The following is a 17,150-nucleotide window of genomic DNA, read 5'->3' as shown; positions in this document are numbered from 1 at the left end:
GGGTAGAGTAAATAATGCACCCTATTTTTAAAAATAGGATTAGATTAAGCGTGTTCAAAAAGCCTGGAAAAATGGGACAAAATTCATGGATTGCTTTTATTAGCATGGCTCATACAAACAACTCAACATCTTGACACTTATCAAAACTTACTTCTCTGAAATTTCCCTGCTTTTTGAAATGAAAATAAAATTTATCGAAAAGGACGGGAGAACCATGGAGAGAAACTCTTTTTTTGATAATGCAAAAGTCATCCTGATCTTTTTAGTTGTTTTTGGACATATGATACAGCCTTTCACAGAAGACTCAAAATATGTTCATACACTTTATCTGTGGATTTATACGTTTCATATGCCTGCGTTTATATTCTTGGCCGGTTTTTTTGCCAAAGGCTCTGGGTCGGTGAATCACGTATTACAATTAATGAAAAAACTATTACTACCATATGTGATTTTTCAATTGCTTTATACAGGTTACTATTTTTTAATCGGTAAACCAGGCTGGCAAACGGATTTATTCAGTCCGCACTGGGCGATGTGGTTTTTATTCAGCCTTTTCTGCTGGCATCTGTTATTATACTGGTTTAAAAAGCTACCACCATTACTAAGCGTTGCTGTTGCTGTACAACTTGGGCTCATCGTAGGTTATTTTAGTGAGATTGGTCAAATGTTCAGCTTGTCGCGCACGTTCGTTTTCTTTCCATTTTTCTTAGTGGGTTATTTTTTAACGGAAAAACAAGTAATGGTTGTCAAGCTGAAAGCAGTGAAGGTAGTTTCCTTTATGGTTATGGTTGGAATCGCCATTGCTATCTATTATTTGCCTGATTTTAATTCCGGATGGCTTCTCGCTTCTAAGTCATATGGTAATTTAGGACTTCCAGAGTTTGGAGGGTTAGCAAGGTTATTAGTTTACTTATCTGCAGCATTGATGGTTTTAAGTGTACTTTCTTGGATACCAATCCAACATTTCAAATGGACAGTACTCGGCACTCGTACACTCTATGTATATTTGCTACATGGCTTTTTTATCCAATACTTCCGTCAAGCAGACCTGTTTAAAATAGATGGAATATTTGATTTCATGGGTCTTGCTGTCTTATCAATCCTTCTCGTTCTGCTTTTATCCAGTCGACCAGTACAAGGGATTTGGCAGCCATTTATTGAAGGGAAAGCATCGATTATGAAGAAATTGTATACAAAAACGGCACAACAATTAGAACAGAAATGATTCTAAAACAAACAGCCAAGCTATTTTTTAGCTTGGCTGTTTTTTAAAAGATGAGGTGAGCAATGAGTGCGATAATCGGTAAAGTAATCAGTGTGCGTAATAAAAAGATAATCACTAAATCTTTAAAGGAAACGGGTACTTTAGAACCAATTAATAATCCGCCCACTTCTGACATATAAATTAACTGGGTGACAGATAGTGCTGCAATGGTAAAACGGGTAATGTCTGCTTCAATGGTTGAAGCTAAAATCGACGGTAAAAACATATCTGCAAATCCGATCAACACTGTTTCTGACGCTTCTTTTGCATATGGTATCTGTAACAGCTCCAGCAAAGGGACAAAAGGCAAGCCGAGCCATTGAAAAACAGGAGTTGTTTCCGCAATGATTAGTGCAATCAATCCAAAGGCCATGACGACTGGGGCGACTCCCATCCACATATCCAAAATATTTTGTGCGCCTTCTTTGAAAAGCTTATACACACTTGTTTCTTGCTTGGCCCGGTCTAATGCTTTTTTGTAGCCGTATGACAGAATATGCTCACCAGCTGGTACCTGTTCGGAAATTCCTTCAGATTCCTCATTTATATACGTATCTGCTTTTTTAGAAAGTGGAGGAATCCGCGGCATGATTAAGGCAGCAACAAATCCAGCAGCCAAAACTGCACCATAAAATGGCAGGAACATATCTTTAAGACCAACTTCCGAAATGATAACTAAAGAGAAGGTGATCGAGACAACGGAGAATGTCGTCCCAATCACAGCAGCTTCCCGTTTCGTGTAATACCCATTTTCATATTGCTTACTTGTAATTAACACACCAATGGTGCCATCGCCTACCCAAGAAGCTAAGGAATCAATAGACGAACGTCCTGGAAGCCGGAATAAAGGCCGCATTACTTTCGTCATCAGCGTTCCAAATAATTCAAGCAGTCCAAAATTCATCAGTAACGGTAAAAATAGCCCTGCAAATAAGAAAACAGCAAATAAAACATGTAATAGATCTCCTAGTAGCATTTGACCAGTTTCGGCGCTATGGATAAATTCCGGTCCCAAGCGGAAAAATACCATAATGGCAAATATAGCGGCAATCACTCTCGTTATCGTCCAAAATAGATTGACATAAAAAAGCTGTTGAAAAAATGGGGTGCTGTTCAACTTTTCTTTACCAAGAAATCGAACAATGATAGTCATAAGTGCTGTAAATACGATAATCACCATCATAATTGCTGATAATTGATCTGCCAATAATGCTTCAACTTTACCAGCAAGGATAGCAATGGGAATAGTAAGTCCATCTTCTGTTTTAATTGGTGACATAAATAAAAAAACACCAATAAGAGATGGTATAATAAATTTAAAATGATCCAAAAAGGAATAGCTGTTATTTTTCATAAAATCCCCCAACGTTCTATGTTTCTTATTATTATAAGGGAAAATGAATGATTATCCAATGATTAATTATCAATGCGTTAAAACTTTGGAGAGCAAACCCGCAACAGATGTGCATGTGGTCTCTAATGAAGAAATCTTTTTCAAGTACAAAACAATGTAATCAGAAAAGATGATATAGTTTTAGTCTAGAATGGAAAAGGGTATACAATAATGAGGTGTTTAAATTGCATAAAAGGTTAAAATATAATTTAGGTTATCGTTGTATCGTAATGGTTTGGATGACGTTAAAGTTTATTGCGAAGATTTATAGCTTTCATTTTAAACACCGTATTTGGGATAATGAAACATTTGACAAGTGGAATCATTTAATCACAAAAATGGCACAAGAATACCGCGAAAAAGCGATTCTGCTTGGTGGTGTCTTAATCAAGGTCGGGCAGTTTCTTAGTACAAGAACAGACTTTATGCCGGATGCATTTATTAAAGAACTAAGTGGTCTCGTGGACCGGGTGCCTGCCATGCCTTATTCTTACGCTCGTAGTATTTTGGAAGAAGAATGGGGTACTTCAATTGATGCACATATTGAAGAAATTCAAACACCTTCCATTGCATCAGCCTCGATTGGCGAGGTGTACCGAGCTAAGTTAAAAGATAGCCAGATAGAGGTTGCTATTAAGGTGCAACGTTATCGAATCAAAGAGGTGTTTCATAAAGATTTTAAAACGTTGCGAATCGTATTTTGGTTAATATCTGCCCTCACTTCTTTTGGGAAGAAAACAGATTTACCTTCATTGTATCGCGAACTTGTGACAGTTATGAATCGGGAACTGCATTTTGATCATGAATTATCCAATGCCCTGTATTTTAAGGAACGATTTGAGGAAAACGCCTCTATTCATATTCCGTTTTACATAGAGGAATTATGTACAAAGCGCGTGCTTGTTATGGAATGGGTAGATGGTGCAAAAATCACGGACGTGGATTTTATGAACCGTCACCAAATTGATACAAAAGAAACAGCCAAAACTTTATTTGATTTTTATTTGGAACAATTTTTAACTACAGGAAAATTTCATGCTGATCCGCATGCCGGGAACATTTTAGTGCAACAAGATGGGACGATCGTTATTATTGATTTTGGTATGGTAGGGGAAGTACGTAAACAAGATAGCCATTATTTTAAACAGTTGATTCAAAGTATTGTGATGGATGATTACGACCAGGTTATTAAAACGCTGGATGAAATGAACTTTATTTTGCCGCATGCGGATCGTGAAAAATTAAAACGGGTTATTCACGAGACGATAAAAATGTATCAAAGTGGTACAATGAATATACAGGATGCACATGTTATGGATCAAATAAAAGAAGACATCCGGCTTGTAATTCATGAACAACCTATCCAGCTATCTGCGGAATATGCTTATTTGGGAAGGGCGGTTTCCATTGTTATCGGAATTTTAATAGCGATTTATCCGGAAATTGATTTTCAAAAATGGGCAGAGCCTGAGCTGAAAAAATGGTTTGGCGGCAAGAAAATTGCGGAAACATTTTATAAGCAATACGCAAAAGACACGGTTAAGCCATTTCTTTCTTACCCACAAGCTGTTTTGGACTGGCTGGAAAATGGAACCAGGGATAGACAGTGGGATCAACAAAAACAGAAGCAACGATTAAAACACCAGTATTTTGTCATATTGGAAGTATTAAGCATTATTTTTCTACTCATCAGCTTAGGCTGTGCAGCGGGAGCATATTATTTACAATGGCAACTGATTGTGGTGATTGCGCTATGTAGTGTAACTGTTTTTGTAATTATCCTACTGGTTATATTGAGGAAACATTATAAAATGATTCAATCTACAAATTAAAGGAGGCAGGTGGATCTTATGAATGACTTATTAAGAAGAGGGTTTTTACTTGGATTAGGTGCAGCAGTAACTAGTAAGGAGAAATTTGAAACTAAAATAAAACAATTAGTAGAGAAAAATGAACTTACACAAGAACAGGCGAAAACGTTATTGCAGCAGTTTGTCGATAAGGGAGAAGCAAAGAAAGAGGATTGGCAAACCCGACAACAGGAGCAAACGCAAAAACTTGCTAATGATATCGGATTAGCAACAAAAGAAGAAGTAGAAGAACTTCGTAATCGAATAACAGAGCTGGAAAATAAATTAGCAGAAAAATAATACTAAGTGAGAGCAAATCATATGTTGATTTGCTCTCTTTTTTGTTGTAAAGGAAACTATAAAATGTGGTGTTTGGGGATAACGAAATAACCGGCTAGCCACGTCCGGCGCATGAGCCCAGCAACGATGTGACTATAGAAATGCGCCCTACAAATAAGTCCTCATCGGTTCGTCGCAAAGAGGAAGGCCGACTAAAAACGGCTTGCCGCCCGACGTCGGCATACCCCTGTTTTTAGTGGCATGATTCCTTTATCTTTAGTTGATTCGTTCCATTCGCTACGTTGCTAAACGGGCGCCCTACGCCTTTGTTCTTCCATAGGGGTCTTAGTGAGAGTGGTCAATCTAGTAGAACCATTATACGTGCCGTAATTTAAAAATGAAGTACAGAATAATGTTTAATTTATGATCTACGTAGGGAAAACAATCAATGTTATGAAAATATTAATTGGTTGTTGTGAAAGTGACTTCATAGTTTAGCGTTTCAGGAGTGTATGGACAGATTAGCAAACACGTTACTCGGTTAGGGGGCTTAGAAGGTGATGCGGTAACGCTTACGGATGATGCAAACCACCTCCTGCTAAACAATTAGGAAAAGGTGAGAGCGATGAAAAAAATATTTTTGTTACCACTATTGCTGCTTTTGACAGGATGTAATATTACTGTGCTTGAACCAAAGAGTGAAACAGCAAGTGAACAGGCGTTTTTAATTACGTTTAGCTTCTGGATCATGATGATTGTTGTCGTTACAGTATTTATTTTATTTGCTCGTTTTGTATGGAAATATCGTTATACTGATAGCAGAAAACATGATTTGCCAAAAGATGTAAAAGGGAATATCAAATTGGAAATAACCTGGATAATCATCCCGGTTTTATTGTTAATTATTTTGGCTGTCCCTACACTAGCGATTACATATGACCAATCGCCAGAATGGACGAAAGAAAGTGATGATACAGGGGTTGCGATTGATGTAACGGGCAAACAGTTTAATTGGATGTTTCGTCATAAAAATGGAAAAGAAGAAATGGACAAGTTAGTTATTCCAGAAGGTGAGTCGATCATCTTGAATTTAAGATCCGAGGATGTTATCCATTCCTTTTGGGTGCCGGAATTAGGTGGAAAAGTGGATGTCATGCCTGGAAAAGAATTGACGTATGAAATCAAACATCCACAAAGAGGTACGTATCAAGGAAAATGTGCGGAATATTGCGGTCTAGGTCATGCAGATATGACGTTTAAGGTTGAAGTTGTATCTAAACAGGCATATGCGCAATATCTCCATCAATAATAGAAGAAATGAAAGGTGATGACATCATGAAGCTGTCCGTGTTTGGGTATAAACTGGTAATACCAACAGATATTATAGCTGCTTGGGTGTCCGTAATCCTCATCGGTATAGTAGCTGGCTATATCATTATTAAAAAGCGAAAGTTAGGGGTTGTTTGGGATTATATGAAAACAACCAATCATCGTAAAATAGGTATACTCTATTTGCTTTTTGGAATTATTTATTTCTTTCGCGCCGGTGTGGATGCTTTACTTATTCGTACACAGCTTGCAGTTCCCAACAATGATTTTTGGGTTTTTCAAGGGGAAAAATATAACGAATTGTTTACAACACACGGGACGTTGATGATATTCTTTGTAGCAATGCCATTGCTGCTTGGCTTAATGAATATTGCGGTACCATTACAAATTGGAGCTAGAGATTTAGCTTTTCCGTTCCTAAATGCATTAGGTTTTTGGTTGTTTTTCGCTGGTTCATTATTTTTTAATATCGCTTTCTTTATTAATCTGACGCCAGAAGTAGGATGGACAGGCTATGCTCCGTTATCAAGAGCCGAATTTACGCCAGGCGCCGGAACGGAATTTTACGTGTTTGGTTTACAAATATCTGGTTTAGGAACCATATTCACAGCGTTAAATCTAATTGTCACGATCATACGTCACCGCGCACCAGGTATGTCTTATACACGTATGCCGTTGTTCGCTTGGGCGTCGTTAATTACGTCTTTTCTCATCTTAATTGCATTTACGGTGCTGGCGATTGCTTTATACTTATTGATGTTTGACCGACTTTTTGGCACTGGGTTTTTCTCCGGGAATGAAGGAGACCCTGTTTTTTGGCAGCATCTATTTTGGATATTTGGTCACCCGGAAGTGTATATTTTAGCATTACCTGCGTTTGGTATTTTTTCAGATATCATTTCCACTTTCTCTAAAAAACGTATTTTTGGATATGGAACAATGGTCGCTTCCATTGGACTTATTGGTTTTTTAGGCTTTATGGTTTGGGTACATCATATGTTTACGGTCGGGCTTGGTCCAGTAGTGAACACCTTTTTTGCTATCACTACCATGGCAATTGCAATTCCTACCGGGATTAAAGTATTTAACTGGTTATTTACGATGCGTGGCGGCGTTATTCATTTCACAACACCAATGCTATTTGCGTTAGGGTTTATACCCTCTTTTGTTATTGGTGGTGTTACAGGGGTCATGTTATCTTTATCAGCAGCAGATTTTCAATTTCATGATACTCATTTTGTCGTTGCTCATTTTCATTATGTCATTATTGCCTCTACCATCCTTGGTGTATTTGCCGGATTATATTATTGGTATCCTAAAATAACTGGCTATATGCTGGATGAAAAATTAGGTAAATGGCATTTTTGGACATTTTTGATCGGATATCATATCACATTTTTCCCAATGCATATTACCGGGCTAGAAGGTATGCCGCGACGTGTATATACGTACAGTGAAGCAGACGGTATTTTCATATTAAATGCAATAAGTACAGTTGGAGCATTTCTAATGGGGATCAGCATGCTGTTTATGATTTGGAATGTATATAAAACCCATAAAAAGAAAGAGCAGGTTTCAAGTGATCCTTGGGATGGGAGAACGCTGGAGTGGACGGTCTCTTCACCAGCCCCAGAGTACACTTTTGAACCAATGCCAGTGATTCATAGTATGGATGCATATTGGTATGCAAAAGTAAAGAATAAATCACTTCCGACAACGACAAACGTACGAGTGAAGCCGTTAGATCGTGATTCCATCCAACCATTTTGTATAGCGATGAGCTTATTCATTGTTAGTACTGGGTTAACATTTCGTTGGTATTGGTTAGCCATCCTAGGAGGCGTCGTGCTGTTTGCATTGCTTGTTTTACGTTCAATGACAGATGAACGAGAAGATTTTTATGGAAAGAGTGATGGTCATGCGTAAACAGGAAACAGAATTATTTCAAGATAAAAAAGTAGGCTTCTTTATCTATTTAGGTGTGGAAGCAGTAATGTTTGCTGTTTTGTTTGCCACGTATATGATTTTTACTCCTGCAGGAAGTGGTCCATACCCTTCCGATGTATTTCAAGCGAAAATGGTATTGCTCTCTTCCTTATTCCTCCTATCCAGCAGTGTGACATTATATGTAGCCGAAAAAGGGATACAAGCAAGGAGGGGCAAGAAAACGTTATTAAGCCTTGGACTAACTTTAGGTCTCGCCATTGTTTTTCTAGGCTTAGAAAGCTATGAATTTTATACTTTTGTGCAAGAGGGCTATGGATTAAGTACGAGTGTTTTCTTATCTTCTTTTTATGTTCTTGTAGGGTTGCATGCAGTGCATGTTGCTTTTGGTATCGGTTGGATGATTGTTTTATTTATTCATTATGTTCGACCTAACGTGTCGTACTCCTTATATAAAGAAAAACAAACCATTTTTTCGTACTACTGGCATTTTGTGGACGGCATATGGGTGTTTATTATACTTATTGTCTATTTGCCGTATTTAGTATAAAAATAATGTCGGTTTAGCGAGAATCTAATATGTCAAATTAGGTAGTTATCTGTAAATTCTGCCTATTAACTAAAAAGTTATTGCGCTTCTACTAAAAGCACGTTACAATGGAAGGAAATATCAGCTCGATAGGGGGATTCTCGATCGTATGGTAACCTTTTTACAGTTATGTAAGAATACAGAAAGTAGGTTAGGTAGGCAACTGCTTGATAATGAAATATTGTTTTTGCAATGGGTGTATAATCGTTATTTGGAGGAAAAACCCAAGAAAATGCTAAATGCATAATAAAAAGATAAGCTATTAGTTCGAGTTGATAGGGTGAAAAATAGGAATGAAAAGAAACAAGTCCTGCCAAGTACCAGGACTTTTTATTTTCACTCTAATATAGGTGGGGGGATGGACTTTTCCTAACAAACAAAGAAGTGCATAACGCATGCGTCATGAAAATGGACTGTTGATGACCAATTTCTCTTTTGCTTATGTAGCTTCTATTCTATTTTTAATAAGTAAGAAATAGAAAATCGCCGAAGTTCACACCGAATTCGCTTGAGTTTACAGTAAAATCGCCGAAGTTCACCATTGTCAGCATCGTAAAAAACGTTCTGTTGCTTCGGAGCAAGTTGGTTTGTTTTTAATGTAAACTCCTTTTATAATAGAAATATATACTTCAAAGTTAGGAGCAAGTGTAGTGGCTGTAACAAATACGACCGTCATTAAAAAAATGCTAGAAGAATTGCATGCAGCAAAAAGCAATGCCGAAAACGAGGCGATCTTGCATCAGCATGTTCGTCATATACGTTTATTATGTGATTTGCTTCTTAATGAGCCATCAAAAGCAGTCGCGGAAATGCAAGATAAGAACCAAATATCTATGGCAGAAATGAAAATGATGCTTGGAGAAAAAGGTGCGGAAAAAATCAAGCAGCAGGAATCTAGACAGCAATCTAAAATAGATCATGAAGAAGCAAATGGTGATTCACTATTTGATTTTTAGGATAAATCACAGTAATAGGTCCGCTTATTTCTACAAAAGCACTTCATGAGAAAAGAGGGAGAGCATGAAATTATTTTTACTGTTAGGTGCTATTAACGGGTTTTTGGCAGTTGCTTTAGGGGCATTTGGTGCACACGGTTTAGAGGGGAAGATTTCGAAGAGTGCTATTGCTACCTGGGAAAAAGCAGTAAACTATCAGATGTTTCATACCATGGCATTATTTGTAACTGGTTTATTAATGATGAAGATACATAGTGTTGGTGTAATATGGGCAGGGTGGATGTTCTTTATTGGAATTTTATTGTTTTCTGGCAGCCTTTATATTTACTCTACAACAGCGGTTAAAACCTTTGCCATGATTACTCCTCTTGGAGGGGTGGCATTTTTAATAGGCTGGATACTTTTAGGATCATTTATTGTGAAGCATGTTTAAAATAGCTTTTCATAGATACGTTTTGGAAAATGACATCTGATCTCGGACTCTGCCTAACTTCAGGGCTTAGATTCCTTTTGGAACACAAATTCATGTTTATAGATGGAACAGGAAAAAAATAGCGAATATAGCAAGCAGTAGTGCGCGCCCTGCCTGTTTTATTACATGTGAAGAAAGCGATTGGTACAGGTTCCATTGGATTAAGCTATCACAAATAAGACTGGTTGCAAGCAAAAATAGGCATATAATAACAACAATAGTGTAGCCTTTAATTAAAGCAAATATTGCAAAAGGAATTGCAGCACCCAATGATATTAGCTCAACTAGAATGAATTTTTCATAAGGGTGTTTCATTATATTCGCCTCTCTTTTTGCTTACTTTAATGCTATATCAGATGAAAAACAAGGGATGACACAAAGGAATTATGTGTCATCCCTTTATTTAGTTCTCGTTCCTAAAGTGAATCTTCAATGGATGGGGTTTTCTTTCGGTTCCTAATGATTCTAAATAAACAGAGCTGTTGACTTGCAGTTAGACTCTAGTACTTATCCTCCTACATTTACTTTGGTATAAGAGCAGATCTTATTGCCGGCTACATGTGGGGGATAAAATGATACCCATAGGTGTCTCTACGAAACGAGCATATGCGCTTTTCAGGTTATCATCACCATTATTTAATGCTGAAAATGAAAGGACTTATCGTGGTGAATAGGAAGTATTATCAAAAGGATAAGCATAATTTAGTTCCTCATCAAAGACAATATAATCAAGGTATACCATAAGTAATAAGTATCTCTTTCCTGTTTGAGGATCGCTAAGTACAATATGGTCCCGACCTGCTGCTTCAATAATTCCACGAAAAACTTTAGCATTCCACTGTTCATTATTTTCAAACGTCATATAGACAGTTGCTTCTTTGCCGCGGTTTAATCGTAATATGTTTTCAATGTAGGATTGTTGCTCAGGCAGCATGGGTTGGTTCTGAATTGTACTACCTGCTGCAGGTGGGTAAGGTTGTGTTTGTGATTGTTGATAAGGTTGATTGGTTGGCTGCTGCCGCATCGGGTACATGGGATAATAAGCAGATGAAGCTGCTGGATAATAATAGTAAGGATATGGCTGGTACGAGCTTATATGCTGACGACTATTTTGATTGTCACTCATAAAAAAAACCTCCTTTTTATTTGTTAATTTATTCATCGATAAACGTTAGGACACTCTGACGCTAATGGATTATAAAAGCAATGTGATTTATAGCGTCCTACATTCCACTGTCCATACCATTGAGCAGGGCAGCTTCCTTCAGGCTCAAAAAACCATAAGGAATTTGTGGCAGGGTGTTGTCGTTCACCTTGAATAACTCTACGCGCTAAGCGCTTCTCCTGTTCTCTTGCTCGCTGATAAAAATAACCTTTTTGGGTTGCTTCAAACCCCCCTGGGCTTTGAAATACCATATCGCTAATTGTTGTTATTCCAATAAAATCTAGACAATTAGCAATCACTCGGTTAATTCCGGTATTTCCAACCATTAACATCCCTAATTGACCATCACCTTCTGCTTCTGCTCGCATTAGTCTTGCTAATAACTCTATATCTTTCTCCGTATGTGCTACAAGCGCCATTTGCATTCCTCATTTCCGTCTAATCTGGTTGTATTAGTATATGTATGAAAAACTGGTTAGGAATATGTGTAATAAAAAATTTAGGCAGAAAAATTTTCCAAAAAACTTTTTGCCTAAATTAAAATTGGCTTCCGTTTTTAAACTAGTTTTAGTATCAGAATTAGGAGTGTACCGATTCTCCTGCATCAACATGTAAAACTTGGCCAGTAACAAATCGTGAATCATCAGATGCAAAGTAACATATGTTGGTGCAAGTTCGAATGGCTGTCCTATGCGTTGATATAAGCTGGATCCATGTAATGCATTTAAATCTGCAGAAAAACTTGCTGGAATTAATGGTGTCCAAATTTTCCTGGGAGCTACAGCTTTGACGCGAATTCCTCGTTCAATCAGGCTTTTTGTCAATAGTTTGGTTCATCCGACGATCGTTCCTTTGGTTGCTGAATAGTCGATTAATAATGATTCACCTGAATACGTAACGACTGATATATAGTACCAATAATAGAGCTGCCTGCTGTTAAGTACGGCAGGGCTGCTTTTGTTGTATAAAAATGCAAACAAATATTACTTTAAAGGTGTGGTCAAATTGTTCGACAGTAATACTGAGCAGTTCATTTTGCTGAAATTGTATCCCCACATTATTGCAAAGTATATCTATTTGACCGAACGTATTGGTCGTCTTCTCTACGATCGCTTGCATTGTTGTTTCTCACCTCTAGGAGTAGCTGGCAAGATTGACCATGTGCTTCTATTCGTCGGCTTGTTTGGGGTGGCATCGTTGTGCTCGTTCAAGTAAGCAATTGCAACATTTTCCCCTTCTTTGATAATTGGGGTGTTCTCAATAATAGTTTAGATACCATGAATTCTTCTTGACCAGGATGAATTAACTGACGTTGCTTCAGGGTTACTTGAAGGTATTTCTTCATAGCGTGGGGTTTTACCATCATTCGGATACATAGGATATGGATGTGTTTGTTTATTTTCTTCAAACCAATGTTGGAGTTGGAATTTCATATAAATGCTGTTCAGAAGAAAGCTGATGATGGATCTGTCTTTTTTCATCATAATATAACCTCTTTTCTTTCTTTTCCTGCTTGCTTTACTAATGTATGCATAGAGGCCCTCTGCGGATGTGAAGATAGTAGAGCTAAGTATTCATGCTTCATTTTTAAATAAATAACGTACAATGAAAGTAATCGGAAGTTTTATCCCGTATATAAGGTGCTGTAATACTCCCACTTCAGGAATTGGGTATCTGTGCTGCAACAAGTCTAGGTGGTAGATAACAGCGCTTAAATGCTTTATTTCGTAAGCGTCCTGTAGGTCATACCCCTTGGGCTACTAACAATGAGTGGGGGATAAATGAAAACTTCAATGATTGAAGATTCACTTTATTTAACAGTGAAGTGGGTTGGTTATTAATTGGAGGAACAGAGAAGAAAGTACGAATGAAATATCTTAATGAAAGTTGGCTCATGCCTGTTATTAGAAGACGATCTCCGTTTCACACTACTCCGCGCTATGAAACCCTATTATTCTCATATTTGCTAAAGAGAAACGCCCTGTTATGTGATAAATCATCACATAACAGGGCGTTTCTTAGTTACCAATAGGTTATCATATCCAAATTAACTATATTTCAAAAAAAGGTACAATATCTTTGTTGGCAAGATGGTTACCAACAAAGAATTCTCCAAACTCTCCGTATTTAGAGCTAACCTCATCGAATCGCATTTCATATACAATTTTTTTGAATTGTAGAGGATCATGAGCGAATAATGTAACGCCCCATTCCCAATCATCGAGTCCAATGGAACCAGTAATGATTTGGGAAACCTTTCCTGCATATTTGCGGCCGGTCATACTATGTTCATACAACAATTTGCCGCGTACATCTTTTTCTAATGTATACCAGTTTTCTTCACCGTGACGGCGTCGATCCATAGGATAAAAACAGACATGCTCCCATTTAGGAAGAATCGGTTTGAGTCGTTCTGCAACTTCGGGAATTAATTCGGGGTGTTCTTCTTTATAAGGGCGATATTTTGATAATTCAACTACAGAAAAATAAGAATGAGCAGGAATTAAGAATTCACCCATTTTTGATTTATTCAGTTCATTTTCAATCGCTGCTAATTCGTTAGTAGTTGGACGCAGGAACATAAACATCAAATCAGCTTTTTGTCCAACAATATTATATAGTGCATGGCTGCCATTTTTAGCTAATTCCACTTCTTCCCATTGAGTAATCATTTGCTGTAAGCTAGCAATAGCTTCTTGTCGTTCTTCTTCACTGACCAATTTCCATGAGTTCCAATCTACTGTTCGGAAATCGTGCAGGCTATACCAGCCATCCATCGTTTCTACTGCTTCTACCATTATAATCTCCCCTTTATTTATGAAATCATTAAGAACTTACTCAAAAAGCAAACGAAGCAAGCTTATATCGTATATTTCTTCTTGAGCGGTAATACATAAAGAAAATCTTCCATCAGGGAGAGTTTTCTTTATCCCCACTGATGTTTACTACCTAAAGGCCTTCGCACCGTTTACTTGCAGTTGCTTCTCCGTTTATCTTCTTAAAATTCCCCTTGTAGAGGGAGGAAGAAAAGGGTTTCCTGCGAGCTACATGTATGGATAAACATGACAAATGATGCAATTCTGCCTTTACTATAGCATAAATAAGGCATATTAAGCATGATATAGACTCCTAACAAGCAGTTAGGTTGATAATTGTCATGAGAATGTCAAAAAATAAGCGATAGAAAAGAGAAATACTTTCATTTGCTTGTAAAATCATCTACTATTTAAGTATAACCATTTAGGAGGTTTGTCAACAGTGAGTGAATTATTTAAACAAATGCAAGAAAAAGTTTCGAGCCAATCTAAATCTATTGTCTTCCCAGAGGGGACAGATGAACGTATATTGACTGCTGCAAGTCAACTGGCTGCTTCTGAGGTGTTAGTGCCAATTCTTCTTGGTGATAAGGCCGAGATAAAGCAGAAAGCGCAAGAGGCAGGCGTAGATGTTTCACCATGTAAAATTATTGATCCGAAAGAGTTTGCCGAATTTGATTTAATGGTGGAAACATTTGTGGAACGTCGTAAAGGGAAAGCGACAAAAGAGGATGCGCAAAAAATACTTTTAGATGAAAACTACTTTGGCACGATGCTTGTTTATATGAATCAGGCGGACGGTCTTGTAAGTGGAGCTACCCATTCTACAGCAGACACAGTTAGACCTGCTTTACAAATCATTAAAACAAAAGAAGGAGTAAAAAAGACATCAGGTGTATTTATCATGGTTCGCGGCGATGAAAAATATGTGTTTGCAGATTGTGCAATTAATATCGCACCCGATAGTCAAGATCTAGCAGAAATTGCAGTCGAAAGTGCAAATACTGCGAAGCTATTTGATGTAGACCCACGTGTTGCTATGTTAAGCTTTTCTACAAAGGGATCAGCGAAATCAGAAGAAACAGAGCGTGTCGTAGAAGCACTGAATATTGCTAAAGAAAAGAATCCATCACTAGTTATTGATGGTGAATTCCAATTTGATGCTGCGTTTGTACCGAGTGTAGCTAAGAAAAAAGCTCCTGGCGCAGTATTGCAAGGAGATGCTAATGTATTTATTTTTCCAAGTCTGGAAGCAGGGAATATTGGCTATAAAATTGCTCAACGCTTAGGTGGGTTTGAAGCAGTTGGTCCGATTTTACAAGGCTTAAATAAGCCCGTAAATGATTTGTCGCGCGGATGTAACGCTGAAGATGTCTATAATTTAGCGTTAATTACAGCAGCACAAGCTTAATCGAAGCAAGGTTTATGCCCTTTATAGTGAACTCTTTCACGAGTTTGGCTATAAAGGGCGAATTTAATTTTAAAAAAGATAAGAAACCAGCATGGCTCGCCTAGAGCGCGAGCCACCATCTATCATGAAAAACTTTTGCTTTATAATGTTTAGATTCTTAAAATACTGTCTAAAATATATGAGTTAGAGAGTGCTAAATAGAGTTCTTTTTCATACAAAAGTATAAAATTAGGTGCTTGAGGATAACGAAAATAACCGACTAGCCACGTCCGGCGCATGAGCCCAGCAACTAGGCGACTTCACGAATCGCCCTACGATAAGGCCTCATCGGTTCGTCGCTAAGGGGAAGGCCGACTAAAAACGGGCTTGCCGCTCAGGCGTCGGCATACCCCTGGTTTTAGTGGCATGATTCCTAAATCTTTAGTTGATTCGTTCCATTCGCTACGTTGCTAAACGGGCGCCCCGCGCCTTTGTTCGTTGGTTGCAAAGCTTTGGCCGAGAGCAGATAAGATGTAAAATGGGGTGGATCTGTCTATTGTTAAGACCTGATGGAAGAACAGATGCTTAGCTTAGTGAAAATACGGGTGCCTTGCTACCACTAGCCTGTAGCAGGAGAAGATGAACTTTTTTAGGTTTTGTCATGCAGAAAGGATCTCTAACTATCTTCTATCCCTAAAATAATTGGTTCGTTACGCTTTTTCATCTGTGCTAACCGTTTTCGATAATGAGCATATTCCGTTTGCGTAAAATCTTTCTCGATAACATGTTCACAAACCTCTAATAATGCGTTCATCGCTCTTATCTTTATATCTTTTACCGTTAGGGGAGTTTGTAGCAACTCTGATAAAGAGCTCATTACGTTTGGATCCACCATTGGGTAACTAAACTTGGTTGGTTCACCTTTTTTGCTAGTCATATAAAAGTCTCTAATGACGCTTGCTCGTTTGTAACTATTTCCTTCCACATCTAGATAGATTTGAACCGCTGCACCATCCTTTACACGACGCTGTGATATTCCAGCAAATTTTTTCCCGTTAATACTTAAATCATAATCCCCGGGACAATAAGAGTGAACAATTTCATAGGCTTTAATATCAGCTGTCAAATCTCTTAACATGTATTGGACAAAGCTGACCATCGCTTCATATCCTTCATGAATGGATAATTTTTTGACATCAGGGAAAATAAGGGAAATATTTAATACACCATTATCTAAAGCAACTGCAAGTCCGCCAGAGTTCCGAATAACAACGTGAAACCCAGCTTGCTGTAATTGCTGTACACCTTCGTTGATATAAGGCAGTTTTGCATCGGGAATTCCGAGTACAATTGTATTAGAGTGCACCCATAGCCTCATGGTTGGGGGAGATAATTGGTCACTAACTGATAATGCAAGGGCATCATCAATTGCAAATGAGTGAAGGGCTGTATAAGCTTCTTGATCAAATATCTTTGTGCTTGAATGATCTATATAACGAAAAGTTGTTTGGGCTATCAAGTTTTTCCAGTTTTCCATAAAGCACCTGACTTTCTTTATACGCTAGTAACGTATCATGTTTTATAGTGGAACACATCGCTTAAGACTGTCCCGATGCAATGTATCGTAAAGTTTCACATACTAAATGAATTTCACTTTATCTGAAGCATTTGACCCGATGCTGTTTACTGCTTGTCAGTAGGAA

At 37.8% G+C, this 17,150-nt stretch carries 16 protein-coding genes and 1 pseudogene; 10 read left to right on the top strand and 7 right to left on the bottom strand.

The window, feature by feature from the left end:
- Nucleotides 1-214: 214 nt before the first annotated feature.
- On the top strand, nt 215-1,225 hold the full coding sequence (locus tag BKP57_RS08730; protein WP_072741359.1) for an acyltransferase family protein: 1,011 nt from the start codon (nt 215-217) through the stop codon (nt 1,223-1,225).
- A gap of 43 nt (nt 1,226-1,268) precedes the next feature.
- Here BKP57_RS08730 and BKP57_RS08725 read toward each other — a convergent pair whose 3' ends face one another.
- Complete coding sequence (locus BKP57_RS08725) at nt 1,269-2,618, bottom strand: YjiH family protein (protein ID WP_050350919.1); 1,350 nt, start codon at nt 2,616-2,618, stop codon at nt 1,269-1,271.
- A gap of 224 nt (nt 2,619-2,842) precedes the next feature.
- Between BKP57_RS08725 and BKP57_RS08720 the strand changes: the two genes are divergently transcribed.
- The 8 genes from BKP57_RS08720 (at nt 2,843) to BKP57_RS08690 (ending at nt 10,037) form a co-directional block, all read left to right on the top strand.
- Complete coding sequence (locus tag BKP57_RS08720) at nt 2,843-4,489, top strand: ABC1 kinase family protein (protein WP_082240885.1); 1,647 nt, start codon at nt 2,843-2,845, stop codon at nt 4,487-4,489.
- 18 nt (nt 4,490-4,507) lie between these two features.
- Nucleotides 4,508-4,807 (top strand): phasin family protein, encoded by a 300-nt coding sequence (locus BKP57_RS08715; RefSeq protein WP_050350920.1) that lies wholly within the window; start codon nt 4,508-4,510, stop codon nt 4,805-4,807.
- A gap of 604 nt (nt 4,808-5,411) precedes the next feature.
- Complete coding sequence (coxB, locus tag BKP57_RS08710) at nt 5,412-6,095, top strand: cytochrome c oxidase subunit II (RefSeq protein ID WP_050350921.1); 684 nt, start codon at nt 5,412-5,414, stop codon at nt 6,093-6,095.
- Nucleotides 6,096-6,121: 26 nt separating this feature from the next.
- Entirely contained in the window at nt 6,122-8,041 is a 1,920-nt protein-coding gene (gene ctaD, locus BKP57_RS08705) for a cytochrome c oxidase subunit I (protein ID WP_083547225.1), read from the top strand.
- Complete coding sequence (locus BKP57_RS08700; RefSeq protein ID WP_050350923.1) at nt 8,034-8,609, top strand: cytochrome c oxidase subunit 3; 576 nt, start codon at nt 8,034-8,036, stop codon at nt 8,607-8,609. Before ctaD ends, BKP57_RS08700 begins: the two co-directional genes overlap by 8 nt.
- A 148-nt stretch (nt 8,610-8,757) precedes the next feature.
- A complete protein-coding gene (locus BKP57_RS22020) occupies nt 8,758-8,895 on the top strand; it encodes a hypothetical protein (protein ID WP_156875302.1) in 138 nt (45 codons plus the stop codon).
- A 403-nt stretch (nt 8,896-9,298) separates the two neighbouring features.
- A complete protein-coding gene (locus BKP57_RS08695; RefSeq protein WP_050350924.1) occupies nt 9,299-9,604 on the top strand; it encodes a YwdI family protein in 306 nt (101 codons plus the stop codon).
- 64 nt (nt 9,605-9,668) lie between these two features.
- Complete coding sequence (locus BKP57_RS08690; RefSeq protein WP_050350925.1) at nt 9,669-10,037, top strand: DUF423 domain-containing protein; 369 nt, start codon at nt 9,669-9,671, stop codon at nt 10,035-10,037.
- Nucleotides 10,038-10,133: 96 nt separating this feature from the next.
- Here BKP57_RS08690 and BKP57_RS08685 read toward each other — a convergent pair whose 3' ends face one another.
- The 5 genes and pseudogenes from BKP57_RS08685 to hemQ form a co-directional block, all read right to left on the bottom strand.
- Entirely contained in the window at nt 10,134-10,391 is a 258-nt protein-coding gene (locus tag BKP57_RS08685) for a hypothetical protein (RefSeq protein WP_050350926.1), read from the bottom strand.
- A 343-nt stretch (nt 10,392-10,734) separates the two neighbouring features.
- Nucleotides 10,735-11,202, bottom strand: a complete 468-nt coding sequence (gene gerQ, locus BKP57_RS08680; protein ID WP_050350927.1) for a spore coat protein GerQ — start codon at nt 11,200-11,202, stop codon at nt 10,735-10,737.
- Nucleotides 11,203-11,234: 32 nt separating this feature from the next.
- On the bottom strand, nt 11,235-11,660 hold the full coding sequence (locus BKP57_RS08675; RefSeq protein WP_050350928.1) for a cell wall hydrolase: 426 nt from the start codon (nt 11,658-11,660) through the stop codon (nt 11,235-11,237).
- A 160-nt stretch (nt 11,661-11,820) separates the two neighbouring features.
- Nucleotides 11,821-12,674: pseudogene (locus BKP57_RS23420) on the bottom strand (SDR family oxidoreductase).
- A gap of 618 nt (nt 12,675-13,292) precedes the next feature.
- Nucleotides 13,293-14,039 carry a hydrogen peroxide-dependent heme synthase gene (hemQ, locus tag BKP57_RS08665; protein ID WP_170875221.1) on the bottom strand — a complete coding sequence of 249 codons (747 nt, stop codon included), beginning with the start codon at nt 14,037-14,039 and terminating at the stop codon, nt 13,293-13,295.
- Nucleotides 14,040-14,499: 460 nt separating this feature from the next.
- Between hemQ and pta the strand changes: the two genes are divergently transcribed.
- Complete coding sequence (pta, locus tag BKP57_RS08660) at nt 14,500-15,468, top strand: phosphate acetyltransferase (protein ID WP_072741358.1); 969 nt, start codon at nt 14,500-14,502, stop codon at nt 15,466-15,468.
- A 655-nt stretch (nt 15,469-16,123) separates the two neighbouring features.
- On the opposite strand, the gene BKP57_RS08655 is transcribed toward pta, so the two are convergent.
- Nucleotides 16,124-16,984: a lipoate--protein ligase family protein gene (locus tag BKP57_RS08655; protein WP_050350930.1), complete on the bottom strand. Its 861-nt coding sequence runs from the start codon at nt 16,982-16,984 to the stop codon at nt 16,124-16,126.
- Nucleotides 16,985-17,150: the final 166 nt, after the last annotated feature.

This window comes from Virgibacillus sp. 6R (genome assembly GCF_001895305.1).
In the GTDB taxonomy this organism is placed as follows: domain Bacteria; phylum Bacillota; class Bacilli; order Bacillales; family Amphibacillaceae; genus Virgibacillus; species Virgibacillus pantothenticus.
The sequence above is the reverse complement of the archived record's forward strand: the minus strand, read 5'-3'. Positions and strand labels throughout refer to the sequence as shown.

Excerpts from the sequence above, each read along its gene's own strand:
- BKP57_RS22020 (WP_156875302.1), top strand. The coding sequence starts at position 8,758 with ATGGTAACCTTTTTACAGTTATGTAAGAATACAGAAAGTAGGTTAGGT.
- BKP57_RS08675 (WP_050350928.1), bottom strand. The coding sequence starts at position 11,660 with ATGGCGCTTGTAGCACATACGGAGAAAGATATAGAGTTATTAGCAAGA.
- BKP57_RS08690 (WP_050350925.1), top strand. The coding sequence starts at position 9,669 with ATGAAATTATTTTTACTGTTAGGTGCTATTAACGGGTTTTTGGCAGTT.
- BKP57_RS08725 (WP_050350919.1), bottom strand. The coding sequence starts at position 2,618 with ATGAAAAATAACAGCTATTCCTTTTTGGATCATTTTAAATTTATTATA.
- BKP57_RS08685 (WP_050350926.1), bottom strand. The coding sequence starts at position 10,391 with ATGAAACACCCTTATGAAAAATTCATTCTAGTTGAGCTAATATCATTG.
- coxB (WP_050350921.1), top strand. The coding sequence starts at position 5,412 with ATGAAAAAAATATTTTTGTTACCACTATTGCTGCTTTTGACAGGATGT.
- BKP57_RS08655 (WP_050350930.1), bottom strand. The coding sequence starts at position 16,984 with ATGGAAAACTGGAAAAACTTGATAGCCCAAACAACTTTTCGTTATATA.
- gerQ (WP_050350927.1), bottom strand. The coding sequence starts at position 11,202 with ATGAGTGACAATCAAAATAGTCGTCAGCATATAAGCTCGTACCAGCCA.
- hemQ (WP_170875221.1), bottom strand. The coding sequence starts at position 14,039 with ATGGTAGAAGCAGTAGAAACGATGGATGGCTGGTATAGCCTGCACGAT.
- ctaD (WP_083547225.1), top strand. The coding sequence starts at position 6,122 with ATGAAGCTGTCCGTGTTTGGGTATAAACTGGTAATACCAACAGATATT.
- BKP57_RS08715 (WP_050350920.1), top strand. The coding sequence starts at position 4,508 with ATGAATGACTTATTAAGAAGAGGGTTTTTACTTGGATTAGGTGCAGCA.
- BKP57_RS08700 (WP_050350923.1), top strand. The coding sequence starts at position 8,034 with ATGCGTAAACAGGAAACAGAATTATTTCAAGATAAAAAAGTAGGCTTC.
- BKP57_RS08730 (WP_072741359.1), top strand. The coding sequence starts at position 215 with ATGGAGAGAAACTCTTTTTTTGATAATGCAAAAGTCATCCTGATCTTT.